Here is a 13,625-nt window from a genome sequence, read left to right on the forward strand (position 1 = left end):
TATTTTGTTAGGAATTATGTCCCAGCCTCTTTTTTTATATGTACTATGAAATTTTCTGACATCTTGTTGTCATTTAATACTAGATTTATGTAAAATAATAGGTATATCTATTGAAAAGGAAGTTGATCTCTAATGTGGAAAGAAAAAGTACAAGAATATGAAAGTCAAATTATTGAAGATTTAAATGGATTACTTTCAATCAAGAGTGTGAGAGATGATAGTCAAGCTTCAGAGGAAGCACCAGTTGGTCCTGGACCTCGTGAAGCTCTTGATTATATGTATAAAATCGCTCAAAGAGATGGTTTTTCTACCCATGATGTTGATCATATTGCTGGAAGAATTGAAGCAGGTCAAGGTGAAGATGTATTGGGAATTTTATGTCATGTAGATGTCGTTCCTGCTGGAGACGGTTGGGATTCTGATCCATTTAAACCTGTTGTAACAGATGATGCTATTGTGGCAAGAGGTACACTTGATGATAAAGGTCCAACTATCGCAGCTTACTATGCAGTTAAAATTTTAAATGAAATGAATGTAGATTGGAAAAAACGTATTCATATTATTATTGGTACAGATGAAGAATCTGACTGGAAATGTACAGAAAGATATTTCAAAACAGAAGAAATGCCTGCTTTAGGTTTTGCACCAGATGCTGAATTCCCTGCTATTCATGGTGAAAAAGGAATTACAACATTTGATTTAGTCCAAAATGTAAGCTCACATCATACTGATCATTCAGAAGCAAAACTTCTTTCATTTAAATCTGGTCAACGTTATAACATGGTTCCTGATCATGCTAAAGCACATATTTTGGTTGAAAAAAATATGACAGACGTAGTTCAACATTTCGAACATTATCTAGACCAACGTCAACTAGAAGGTGAAGCGGTTGTAGATAATGGTGAATTGATATTAACTGTTGAAGGGAAAGCCGTCCATGGTATGGATCCTTCACTTGGTGTGAATGCTGGTTTATATCTTATTGACTTCCTATCAACTTTGAATCTTAATCAAGCTGCAAAAGAATTCGCTGAATTTAGTAATCGTTATTTACATGAATCTCATTTTGGTGAAAAAATGGGTATGAAGTTCCATACTGATGTTATGGGAGACGTGACAACAAACGTAGGTATCATTACGTATGATAAAGAAAAAGGTGGCAAATTTGGTATCAATTTACGTTATCCTAAAGACTTCGAATTTGAAACTGCTTTAGAACGTTTTAAAAATGAAATCAAATCTCAAGGGTTTGAAATAGAATTAGGTAAAGTTCAACAACCTCATTTCGTAGATAAAAATGATCCATTTGTACAAAAACTTGTCACTGCTTATAGAAATCAAACAGGTGATATGACAGAACCTTATACAATTGGTGGAGGCACTTATGCACGTAATTTAGACAAAGGTGTTGCATTTGGAGCTATGTTTGAAGATTCAGAGGATTTAATGCATCAAAAGAATGAATATATTACTAAAAAACAATTATTCAACGCAACAAGTATCTATTTAGAAGCAATTTATTCACTATGTGTGGAGGGATAAATAATGACAAAAGTATTTATTAACGGAGAATTTTTAAATCAAGAAGACGCAAAAGTGTCTTATGAAGACCGAGGTTATGTATTTGGAGATGGTATATATGAATATATTCGTGCATACAACGGTAAATTATTTACAGTAACTGAACACTTTGAAAGGTTCCTTAGAAGTGCGAGTGAAATTCAAATCGATTTAGGCTATACTGTCGAGGAGCTAACAGATATTGTAAGACAACTTTTAAAAATCAATGACATTCAAAATGGTGGAATTTATATTCAAGCGACAAGAGGTGTAGCACCAAGAAACCATTCTTTCCCAACTCCAGAAGTTAAACCTGCTATTATGGCATTTGCTAAAAGTTATGATCGTCCATACGACGACTTTGAAAATGGCATTAATGCTGTAACAGTTGAAGATATTAGATGGTTACGTTGTGACATTAAAAGTTTAAATTTATTAGGAAATGTTCTTGCTAAAGAATATGCAGTTAAATATAATGCAACAGAAGCCATTCAACATAGAGATGAAATTGTTACTGAAGGTGCGTCAAGTAATGTGTATGCGATTAAAGATGGCGAAATCTATACACATCCCGTTAATAATTACATTTTAAATGGTATTACTCGAAAAGTAATTAAATGGGTTGCTGAAGATGACAACATACCATTTAATGAAGAAACATTTACAGTTGATTTCTTAAAAAATGCAGATGAAGTCATTGTGTCTAGTACTTCTGCTGAAGTAACACCTGTCGTTAAGATTGATGGCGAAATTGTAAATGATGGTAAAGTAGGTCCAATTACTAAAAAATTACAAGAAGGATTCGAAAAGTATATTGAATCAAAAAGTATCAATTAACTTTAAATTTCTTCAACGATGATGTATATGATATGTTATAATATTTATAAAGCATTCGGGATTTTAGCTTTTTCATACTAGTAAAATGTATCATTTTGTTTCTCATTTTCAGTTGAAAAATTAAGCTAAAAATTATAAAATCATCATTGAGTGATTAAAGAGATAACGTAAAAAATTTAAATGATTTGAAGACATTTAAATAATAATTTTATCAATATAACAAAAACAAAGTTAGAAATATAATCGTTAGATAAAAAGCGATGATTAAATTAGATATATGGCTCTTGAAAAACTATATTTCTCGAGCCATTTTCTAGTTGAAAGTGAGGTGAACGAGTTGGAGCAGTTTTATCAATTAGGGTGGACGCTTGATTCTGCAGGTGGAGCATCTGGAGAAGCGTATATGGCTGAACAAGATGGACAAAAATTATTTCTTAAGCGTAACTCAAATCCATTTATTGCAGCTTTATCTGCAGAAGGTATTGTGCCTAAGTTAGTTTGGACAAAACGTATTGAAACAGGCGAAGTGGTAACAGCACAACATTGGAAAAATGGTAGAGAACTTACACCATCTGAAATGTCTCAAAGAAGAGTTGCTGAACTTCTCAAAAAAATACATGGTTCAAAACCACTACTTAATATGTTAAAACGTATGGAAATGGAGCCTATTACCCCAAATATTATGTTAAAGAAAATTAATGCTTCTTTATCTAGAGACGTATTAACCCATCATATTATTCGAAAAGCATTAACTTACTTGGAAGATCATATTCCTAATTTAGATTCACGTTTCTTTACAGTAGTTCATGGTGATGTTAATCATAATAACTGGTTACTTTCTGATCGTGATGAGTTATTTTTAGTAGATTGGGAAGGTGCAATGATTGCTGATCCAGCCATCGATATTGGTATGCTGCTATACAACTACGTTCCAAAACAACAATGGTCTAACTGGTTTAATACTTATGGTGTTAAAGAAAGTATGGACTTAAATAAACGTATGAAATGGTATACTGTGATTCAATCAATCGGCATGATTCAATGGTATGAAGAACAAAAAAGATTTAAAGATATGAACACATGGCTCAAATTTTTAAATGAGGTAATGAATAGTAATTTATTTATTTAAGGAGATTTAATACATGAGAGTCCGTTATAAACCATGGGCAGAAGATTATTTGAAAGAACATCCTGACCTAGTAGATATGGATGGTTCACATGCTGGCAAAATGAGTGATTGGTTTGATAAGAAACAGCCAATCTATATTGAAATCGGTTCAGGAATGGGGCAATTTATAACTACACTTGCAGAGCAACATCCTGAAATTAATTTTGTTTCTTTAGAACGTGAAAAAAGCGTTATGTATAAAGTGCTTGATAAAGTAAAGGATAAAGGACTCACAAATTTAAAAATGATTTGCAATGATGCAATTGAACTAAATGAGTACTTTAAAGAGAATGAAGTATCTAGAATTTATTTAAATTTCTCGGATCCTTGGCCAAAAAAAAGACATGCAAAACGTCGTTTAACGTATCGCACTTTTTTAGCTCTATATGAACAAATTCTTAAAGAAGATGGAGAAATACACTTTAAAACAGATAATAGAGGTTTATTTGCTTATAGTCTTGAAAGCATGTCACAATATGGAATGTATTTTACAAAGTTAAATTTAAATCTTCATGATGAAGATGATGAAGATAATATATTAACTGAATATGAGAAAAAATTTTCTGATAAAGGTTCCCGTATTTATAGAATGGAAGCCAAATTTCATAAAAATTAATAAATAATATATTAAATCCAACACACGAGCGTAAGAAGCAAATACATTCTTACGCTCGTGTGTTGTTTTATCATTTATTGCTCTTTATGATAAATATAAGTACATATGATAAACATCCATGCAATATATAAGAGAAAAAGAAAAAATTTAGTCCATATTTCATCTAAAATGATTATTGATTTTTGTATTATCATAGTAATCGTTACTTTACTGTTAAGTTCGAAAATGATAAAAAATTAATAAAAACATCAAACAAATGTAATTTAAAATATAAATATGAAGTGAAAAAAGTATTAAAATATTTTTTAAATATCAAAAAATAATATTAATTTTCTTCAATAGTAAGTATTTCACCTGTGTGTGCATCAGCATAGAAGGTATACTCTATATCACGGTTGTTTTTATTTTGAGTAATACCACCTTGATAAACAAAACGATTTAAATATTGCTCTTTATTTTGCAAAGGTTCATGAAGAATGTAAGAACCTTTAATATCCATAAAATATGATTTTACTTCCTCTAATATTCTATCCGGATTTTTTACTTTTTTGTTTTTCAATGTATGATAGAGTATAAAAGCCGTAGATGCTCCTATAGTTATTACGATGGGAATGGAGATATATTTTATAGTTTGACGAGTCATAATTATCGAATCTAACCTTTCTATTAATAGTTCTTATTATTAGTTTACCATAATCAAAATGATATAATACATTTAAGGAGTGTGTTTATGTAATGGAAAACGATAAAACTTTACTTCGTATAAAAACATTAACAGAATTACATGGAGCACCAGGCTTTGAAGAAGAAGTACGTGACTACATGAAAAAAGAAATGACCCCATTTGTAGATGAAGTGATAACAACTCATTTGGGAAGTGTTTTTGGTATAAAAAAATCAAAAAAACAAAATGCAAAGCGTGTGATGATAGCGGCTCATATGGACGAAATTGGCTTTATGATTACGAACATCACTCAAAATGGCATGTTACAGTTTACTAATTTAGGCGGCGTATCTAATGATATATGGCAAGGACAACGACTGCAGGTTAAAAATAGAAAAGGTGAAAAAATTGTAGGTGTAGTTTCGAATATACCAAAACATTTTAGAACAGGTAATGAAGCGGTTCCTGAGATTAAAGATTTAATGTTAGATATAGGAGCAGAAAGTGATAAAGAAGTTCGATCACGTGGAATAGAAATAGGGGACACAATTGTTCCTTTTACACCATTCACTCAATTATCTGAACATCGATATAGTGCTAAGGCATGGGATAATCGTTACGGTTGTGTCTTAGCAATTGAAATATTAGAATTACTCAAAGATGTAGAATTAGATGTAGATTTATATGTGGGTGCAAATGTTCAAGAAGAAGTTGGATTAAGAGGTGCAAAAGCATCAACTGAATTAATACAGCCAGACATAGCATTCGTTGTAGATTGTTCTCCTGCAAATGATATTAAAGGTAAACAGCAATTATCTGGTCAATTAGGTGAAGGAACATTAATTCGAATTAAAGATGGTACAATGATTCTCTCTCCACGTTTCAGAGACTATCTACTGGAGTTAGTTGATACATTTGATATTCGTTCACAATACTATATTTCACCAGGTGGTACAGATGGGGGAGAAATCCATAAAGCAAATAAAGGTGTACCTACAGCAGTTATAGGCGTATGTGCAAGATATATTCATAGTACAGATGCGGTATTTGATATTAGAGACTATTATGCCGCGCGTGAATTATTAAAACAAGCTGTGAGTCACTTAACAAATGAAAACATTTTAACATTACAATTTCAAAGTGAGGAGAAATAATATGATTACATTAGAAACTGAAAAACAATTTGAAGAATTAAAAAATGAACAAACGGTATTTGAATTTACAGCTGGATGGTGTCCAGATTGTAAAGTGATTGAACCAGATTTACCGAAATTAGAAAAAAAATACTCTAATTTTAAATTTGTATCAGTAGATCGAGATAAATTTATAGATTTAGCAATTGAAAATGATATCATGGGTATTCCAAGTTTTCTCGTATATAAAAATGGTGAATTAATGGGAAGTTATATTGGAAAAGAACGAAAATCAATCGAACAAATAGATTCATTTTTAAGTCAATATGTGTAAATGAGTAATTAGGACTTAAACTTCTTATTTATATGAAAGAATAGCCTAATTTTTCTGTAACTGGAGCTCTTTTTATTGTAAAATATTGTAAGGTGCGAAAATAGGAGTGTTTTAATATGAACGTCTTTCAAATGAGAGATACATTAAAACAACGTTTAAAACATTTAGACGTTGATTTTAAGTTTGATCGTGAAGAAGAAACATTACGTATATATAGACGAGATAATTTTAAAGGCGTAACTATCAAACTTAATGCAGTTGTAGCGAAGTATGAAGAACAAAAAGAGAAAATCATTGATGAAATTATCTATTATGTTGAAGAGGCAATTGCACAAATGGATGATAATGGTCTATCTAAAATGAAAGATATTCAAGTTATGCCTGTAATAAGATCAACTAGTTTTGATAAAAAAACTAAAGAAGGTCATCAATTTGTTATTGAAGAACATACTGCAGAAACTAATATTTATTATGCACTTGATTTAGGAAAATCGTACCGATTAATTGATGAAAGTATGTTAAAAACACTAGGTTTAACTTCACAACAAATTAAAGAAATGTCGTTGTTTAATATACGTAAACTTGAGAATAAATATAAAACAGATGAAGTAAAAGGAAATATTTTTTATTTTATCAATTCAAATGACGGATATGATGCGAGTCGTATTTTAAATACAAAGTTTTTAAATGACATTGAAGCTCAATGTGAAGGTGAAATGTTAGTCGCTGTTCCTCATCAAGATGTATTAATTATTGCTGATATACGCAATAAAACAGGCTATGATGTTATGGCACACTTGACGATGGAATTTTTTACTAAGGGACTTGTACCTATAACGTCACTTTCATTTGGTTATAAAAAAGAACATTTAGAGCCGATTTTTATTTTAGGAAAAAATAATAAACAAAAAAGAGATCCAAACGTTATTCAACGTTTAGAAGCGAATCGTAAAAAATTTAATAAAAAATAACTAATAATACGTAAAAAGGAGAATTTAAATGAATTTATTTTATAATAAAGAAGGCGTAGGGGACGTTGCATTTTTACAAATTGAACCAACAGATGGGCCTTTTGAATATGAAATAAAAAATAATGTGGTTGCTATTAAACATGAAAATCAAATTGTTGGATTTAATATTTTCGATTTTTCAAAAGTATATTCAGTTAATAGTAAGGGTCATATTAAATTAAATGAAACGCTTGTAGAAGCTATACAACAATCAATTACAAATGCAGGTTTTGATTATCAACTTGAAGCGGATTTATCACCTAAATTTGTTGTAGGCTATGTAGAAACTAAAGAAAAGCATCCTGATGCAGATAAATTAAGTATTTTGAAAGTTGATGTTGGTAGTGAAAAACTACAAATCGTGTGCGGTGCGCCAAATGTAGAAGCAGGTCAAAAAGTTGTCGTAGCTAAAGTCGGTGCAGTTATGCCAAGTGGAATGGTAATTAAAGATGCTGAATTACGTGGTGTTGCATCAAGTGGTATGATTTGTTCAATGAGAGAATTGAACTTGCCTAATGCACCTCAAGAAAAAGGAATCATGGTATTGTCTGATGATTATAAAGTAGGCAATGCATTTTTTGATTAAAAAAACTAGGAAGGATGTGGAAGTATGAGTTGGTTTGATGAATTATTTGGCAATGATAAACATTCTGATGAAGAATTACTAAGACGAAAAAATAAACGTCGACATAACTCAGAAACACAAAAGAATGGTGAGCATACCTTACTTCCTGAAAATGATGATATCTATGATCGTCCGCGTGGAAAATTTCGTTTTCCTATTGATTTAGGGCAAGATGCTGAAACATATGATGAAGCGGTTTACAGAGAAGTTGATGAAGATGAATATATGTCGCAGAAATCACCTAAAGTTGATAAAGAATTTGGTTATGGCGCTTACAGTTATGATGAAATAGATAATAATAATGACTATCCTCAAACTTATGACAGTGCAACAGATACTCGAAGACGCAGAAGAAGACAGTATACAAATCATGATGATACTGGAGTGCCTTCAATTAAAGAAAGACCTTCTAATAAACGTAATAAGTCGTTGAATAGTACACAATTAAATGAGAAAAATAATAGAAAAACGACTTCTCAATATCATAAGCATACAAATAATCATTCTCATGTGAAATTACAATCGGAGCGTTTTAAAGCAAACTATAAAACGACATCGAATTCTACATATCACCATTCAAGTTTTAGAACTTCAGAAGTACCGTCTGCAGTATTTGGTACAAAAAAACGCCGACCAATTGAAAACGGTGTTATCCCTCCACTAAAAGAGAATGAGAATGACGATAATCATAATGACGAGAAACATAATTCAAAACAAGATCAAACAGCACAACGAGTATCTGATAATGATGTAAAAACAAATATAAGCAAGTCTAAAAATGAACCGTTGAGTCAAACTAAATATGAAGATACTGATGTTTCAATTATTAATGATCAAAATTCTAATATTTATGAAACTACATCTTCAAAAAGTAACGTTCCTAATTTTTCTCAAAAAGATAATACGGTGAATATTGAGAATATTTATGCGTCACAAATAGTAGAAGAAATTAGACGTGAAAGAGAAAAAAAAGCACAACAAAAACGTAAGTTTAAAGAAGCTTTACAGAATAAGCGTCAACAATCAGCGGATAATGATAACGAAATCCAAAAAGTCATTGATGAAATGTATGCAAATCAAGCTAAGCAGTACACTGGAGAGAGTTCTCTAGATCATGAAGAAAATAATGATGAAGAGAGAACGACATATACAGAAGATAGTACTGATAAAATGGAAGACTCAAATGAGAATACGATGAATAATCATGTGATTGATGAAGGGACTCAAACTGATTCAAATACATCTAATTATGATGACGATGATGAGCAGTATCAATATGAAGAAATTGATTTGAAATCTGTCCCAAATATTCAAACTGTTAATGATAAAGATGTAGAAGTACGAGAAGTTAATGATACGACATCTACAGACGAACATAATGATGAGCCATTGTCAGACGATAATCTTAACGTATCACCTATACATTCAACTAAAGACAAACAGCATCATCTTAATAAAAATGAAGATGCTCATTTAAGTAAAGTTAATGAATTGCAAGACGATAATTATACTTCAAAAGAAGAAGTAGAGGAAGCAAAGTATCATGAGATGAACGCTTCTTCGAATGAAGAGGTAACTAAACAATCAAATCATAACGATGATGACATTGACCATTCAATTGATAATGCAATTGAGACAGATACTGAGTATGCTTCTGAACAAATTGAACATAACAATGATTCAGTTCATGACTCATCATCTAACACTGAAGGTGAAAAATTAGAAGATGATAACAAACAAATCGTTGAAAATGAGGATGTTTCATCATCTATTAAATCCTCAATCATTCCGGGTAGTAAACCTTTTAACGTTGTAATGACGCCATCTGACAAAAAACGTTTGATGGATGCTAAAAAATTCAAAAAAACTAATAAAGTTAGCGTTCCAGAATTAAAACCAGAGACAAAATTGGAAAATAAATCAGTTAGTACACCAAGTTCAAGTCCATCAGTAAAAGCGACTAATAATCATGAAGAGCATATTAAAAAGAATATTAATGAACAATCACTTCAAGATAATCAAGAAGATGAAACGAGTGAACTTTCAAATGTACAAAATGAAAATACACAAGCCATATCTATGACATTAAATACTCAGAATGAAGATCAAGATGAAAACGAGCAACACGAAAGTAAAGCTGCGATTAGAAAAGGTCCTAATATTAAATTACCAAGTCTTGAATTATTAGAAGATCCGGAAATTCATCAAATTGATAACTCATGGATTGAAGAGAAAAAACAAGAATTAAATGATGCGTTTTATTACTTTAATGTTCCTGCAGAAGTTCAAAATGTGACTGTAGGTCCAAGTGTAACACGATTTGAGTTAGCTGTTGAAAAAGGTGTGAAAGTTTCGAGAATTACTGCTTTGCAAGATGATTTAAAGATGGCACTGGCCGCTAAAGATATAAGAATTGAAGCACCTATTCCAGGTACAAGCTTGGTAGGTATTGAAGTACCAAACCAAAATTCTTCAAAAGTAAGTTTAAAATCAATCTTAGAATCATCTAAGTTTAAAAATACTGAATCTAAATTAACAGTAGCTATGGGTAATCGGATTAATAATGAGCCATTATTAATGGATATTGCTAAAACGCCTCATGCTTTAATAGCTGGAGCGACAGGTTCAGGTAAATCTGTATGTATTAACAGTATATTAATGTCATTATTATATAAAAATCATCCAGAAGAGTTGAGATTATTATTGATTGATCCAAAAATGGTTGAATTAGCGCCATATAATGACTTACCACATCTTGTTTCACCAGTTATTACAGATGTTAAAGCAGCTACTCAAAGTTTAAAGTGGGCTGTTGAAGAGATGGAAAGACGTTATAAACTGTTTGCAAAATATCACGTACGTAATATTACTGCTTTTAATAAAAAAGCGTCTTACGAACAACGTATGCCTAAAATAGTCATTGTTATTGATGAATTAGCAGATTTAATGATGATGGCTCCACAAGAGGTAGAACAATCTATTGCTAGAATTGCTCAAAAAGCGAGAGCATGTGGAATTCATATGTTAGTAGCGACACAAAGACCTTCAGTTAATGTTATTACTGGACTTATTAAAGCTAATATACCAACCCGTATTGCATTTATGGTGTCTTCAAGCGTGGACTCTAGAACTATTATTGATAGTGGAGGCGCTGAAAGACTATTAGGGTACGGTGATATGCTATATTTAGGTAGTGGTATGAATAAACCTATACGTGTACAAGGTACATTTGTATCTGATGAAGAAATTGATGATGTCGTTGATTTCATCAAAGCACAAAGAGAACCAGAATATTTATTTGAAGAAAAAGAATTGTTGAAAAAGACTCAAACTCAAGCACGAGATGAATTATTTGATGATGTTTGTAGTTTTATGGTCAAAGAAGGACATATATCTACTTCATTAATCCAACGACATTTCCAAATTGGTTATAATCGTGCAGCAAGAATCGTCGATCAATTAGAACAACTAGATTATATATCTGGAGCAAACGGCTCTAAACCACGAGATGTATTTATTACTGAGGCAGATTTAAAGAAAGATTAATTTTAAAGGAGTTTTATGGATATGACGCATTATCATTTTGTCGGAATTAAAGGTGCAGGAATGAGTTCATTAGCACAAATTATGCACGATTTAGGACATGAAGTTCAAGGTTCAGATATTGAAAAATATGTATTTACAGAAGTAGCACTTAAAAATAAAGGGATTAAAATTTTACCATTTAGTGTAGATAATATACATGAAGGAATGGTAGTTATTCAAGGTAATGCCTTCCCTGATACACATGAAGAAATTGTTAAAGCACATGAATTAAAGTTGGACGTGATTAGATATCATGATTTTCTTGGTCAAGTCATTAATCAATATACATCGGTAGCAGTTACAGGTGCTCATGGTAAAACGTCTACAACTGGTTTATTATCTCACGTTATGAATGGAGACAAGAAAACATCATTCTTAATTGGCGATGGTACAGGAATGGGCTTACCAGGTAGTGATTATTTTGCATTTGAAGCGTGTGAATATAGACGTCATTTTTTAAGCTATCACCCAGATTATGCAATTATGACAAATATTGATTATGACCATCCTGATTATTTTAAAGATATTGACGATGTTGCTAGTGCTTTCCAAGAAATGGCAAATAATGTAAAAAAAGCGATTATTGCTTGGGGAGATGATGAACATTTAAGAAATCTAAAAGCAGATGTACCTATTTATTATTATGGTCTTAGTAAAAACGATGATGTATATGCAGATAATATACAAATAACTGAAAATGGTACTCAGTTTGATGTGTATATTAATGGAGAATACTATGATCACTTTTTAACACCACAATATGGTAATCATAATGTTCAAAATGCCTTAGCAGTTATTACAATTAGTTATCTTGAAAAAATGGATGTTAATAATATTAAAGAAGCTTTAGAAACATTTGGCGGTGTAAAACGTCGCTTTAATGAAACTTTTGTTTCAAAACAAGTATTAGTAGACGATTATGCTCACCATCCAAGAGAAATTAGTGCTACAATTGAAACAGCACGAAAAAAATATCCAAATAAAGATGTCGTTGCAGTATTCCAACCTCATACGTTTTCAAGAACTCAAGCTTTCTTAGATGAATTTGCTGATGCATTAAGTAAAGCAGACCATGTATTTTTATGTGAAATTTTTGGTTCAATACGTGAAAATACTGGAGAATTAACTATCCAAGATTTAATAAATCGTATTGACGGATCTGCGTTAATCGATGAAAATAGTATTGATGTATTAGAAAAATTTGATAATGCTGTTATTCTATTTATGGGTGCAGGAGATATTCAAAAAATCCAAGGTGCTTATGAAGAAAAAATTGGTATGTCAAAAGAATTCTAATATGTTTATATATAATTATTATGGGTATTTATAATTAATGACTTTTATTTTAAAAGAATATTTAGGAGGCGTTTTTTATGCATTGGATTTTACCAATTGCTGGAATTATTGCTGCAATCGCATTCTTAATTTTATGTATTGGAATTGTTGTAGTTTTAATTTCAGTTAAGAAAAATTTAGATCATGTGGCTAAAACACTTGATGGTGTTGAAGGTCAAGTTCAAGGTATTACTCGTGAAACTACTGATTTACTTCATAAAGCTAATCGCTTAACTGAAGACATTCAAGGTAAAGTTGAACGTTTAAACTCTGTTGTTGATGGCGTTAAAGGTATTGGCGACTCAGTTCAAACTTTAAATAGCTCAGTTGATCGTGTGACTAACTCAATCACACATAATATTTCTCAAAATGAAGATAAAATTTCTCAAGTAGTTCAATGGTCAAATGTTGCAATGGAAATTGCTGACAAATGGCAAAATAGACACTACCGTAGAGGAAGTGCAAACTACAGAGCTAACTCTGTAGCTAATGATGCAAATCAAAATTACACTACAAATGTTGAGAAAAACTTTTAATATGATTCAATCAAATGCACTTAAATGAGGTTTTTACTTGTTTAAGTGCATTTCTTATAGGAGGAATAAACATGAGTAAAAAATATAATCGTGACTCATTTGAAACGAATAACACTGGTAATGACTTACATGGTCGTGGCGCAAATCAATCTAATGATGACGTGAATACAAATGCGACGAAACACTATGATAGAGATGCATTTGAAACAAATAACTCAGGTA

General features: G+C 31.2%; 12 protein-coding genes. 11 read left to right on the forward strand and 1 reads right to left on the reverse strand.

What is annotated here, in order from left to right; all coding sequences use genetic code 11:
• Positions 1–132: 132 nt before the first annotated feature.
• The 4 genes from pepV to trmB all read left to right on the forward strand — a co-directional run bounded on the left by pepV (position 133) and on the right by trmB (position 4,181).
• The gene (gene pepV, locus HMPREF2629_RS04975) at positions 133–1,542 is read left to right on the forward strand and encodes a Cys-Gly-3M3SH dipeptidase (RefSeq protein WP_070813189.1); all 1,410 of its coding nucleotides are present in this window, start codon (positions 133–135) and stop codon (positions 1,540–1,542) included.
• Positions 1,543–1,545: 3 nt separating this feature from the next.
• Positions 1,546–2,397, forward strand: coding sequence for a D-amino-acid transaminase (gene dat, locus HMPREF2629_RS04980; RefSeq protein ID WP_070813190.1), 852 nt, complete (start codon positions 1,546–1,548; stop codon positions 2,395–2,397).
• 337 nt (positions 2,398–2,734) lie between these two features.
• The gene (locus tag HMPREF2629_RS04985) at positions 2,735–3,526 is read left to right on the forward strand and encodes a phosphotransferase family protein (protein WP_002488010.1); all 792 of its coding nucleotides are present in this window, start codon (positions 2,735–2,737) and stop codon (positions 3,524–3,526) included.
• A 13-nt stretch (positions 3,527–3,539) separates the two neighbouring features.
• Positions 3,540–4,181, forward strand: coding sequence for a tRNA (guanosine(46)-N7)-methyltransferase TrmB (gene trmB / locus HMPREF2629_RS04990; protein WP_002449690.1), 642 nt, complete (start codon positions 3,540–3,542; stop codon positions 4,179–4,181).
• A gap of 325 nt (positions 4,182–4,506) precedes the next feature.
• Here the strand turns inward: trmB and HMPREF2629_RS11155 are convergent, their stop codons facing one another.
• The gene (locus HMPREF2629_RS11155) at positions 4,507–4,824 is read right to left on the reverse strand and encodes a PepSY domain-containing protein (RefSeq protein WP_039984215.1); all 318 of its coding nucleotides are present in this window, start codon (positions 4,822–4,824) and stop codon (positions 4,507–4,509) included.
• Positions 4,825–4,916: 92 nt separating this feature from the next.
• Between HMPREF2629_RS11155 and HMPREF2629_RS05000 the strand changes: the two genes are divergently transcribed.
• The 7 genes from HMPREF2629_RS05000 (at position 4,917) to HMPREF2629_RS05030 (ending at position 13,403) form a co-directional block, all read left to right on the forward strand.
• Positions 4,917–5,999, forward strand: coding sequence for a M42 family metallopeptidase (locus tag HMPREF2629_RS05000; protein WP_061544436.1), 1,083 nt, complete (start codon positions 4,917–4,919; stop codon positions 5,997–5,999).
• A 1-nt stretch (position 6,000) separates the two neighbouring features.
• Positions 6,001–6,312: a thioredoxin family protein gene (locus HMPREF2629_RS05005; protein WP_002449688.1), complete on the forward strand. Its 312-nt coding sequence runs from the start codon at positions 6,001–6,003 to the stop codon at positions 6,310–6,312.
• A gap of 116 nt (positions 6,313–6,428) precedes the next feature.
• Positions 6,429–7,283: a DUF1444 domain-containing protein gene (locus HMPREF2629_RS05010; RefSeq protein WP_017176344.1), complete on the forward strand. Its 855-nt coding sequence runs from the start codon at positions 6,429–6,431 to the stop codon at positions 7,281–7,283.
• A gap of 28 nt (positions 7,284–7,311) precedes the next feature.
• The gene (ytpR, locus tag HMPREF2629_RS05015; protein WP_017176343.1) at positions 7,312–7,908 is read left to right on the forward strand and encodes a YtpR family tRNA-binding protein; all 597 of its coding nucleotides are present in this window, start codon (positions 7,312–7,314) and stop codon (positions 7,906–7,908) included.
• Between the two features lie 24 nt (positions 7,909–7,932).
• The gene (locus HMPREF2629_RS05020) at positions 7,933–11,493 is read left to right on the forward strand and encodes a DNA translocase FtsK (protein ID WP_070813191.1); all 3,561 of its coding nucleotides are present in this window, start codon (positions 7,933–7,935) and stop codon (positions 11,491–11,493) included.
• Positions 11,494–11,514: 21 nt separating this feature from the next.
• Entirely contained in the window at positions 11,515–12,828 is a 1,314-nt protein-coding gene (murC, locus tag HMPREF2629_RS05025; RefSeq protein ID WP_019835464.1) for a UDP-N-acetylmuramate--L-alanine ligase, read from the forward strand.
• A 77-nt stretch (positions 12,829–12,905) separates the two neighbouring features.
• On the forward strand, positions 12,906–13,403 hold the full coding sequence (locus tag HMPREF2629_RS05030) for a DUF948 domain-containing protein (RefSeq protein ID WP_002449680.1): 498 nt from the start codon (positions 12,906–12,908) through the stop codon (positions 13,401–13,403).
• Positions 13,404–13,625: the final 222 nt, after the last annotated feature.

This window comes from Staphylococcus sp. HMSC034C12, from assembly GCF_001835895.1.
GTDB classification, from domain to species: domain Bacteria; phylum Bacillota; class Bacilli; order Staphylococcales; family Staphylococcaceae; genus Staphylococcus; species Staphylococcus hominis.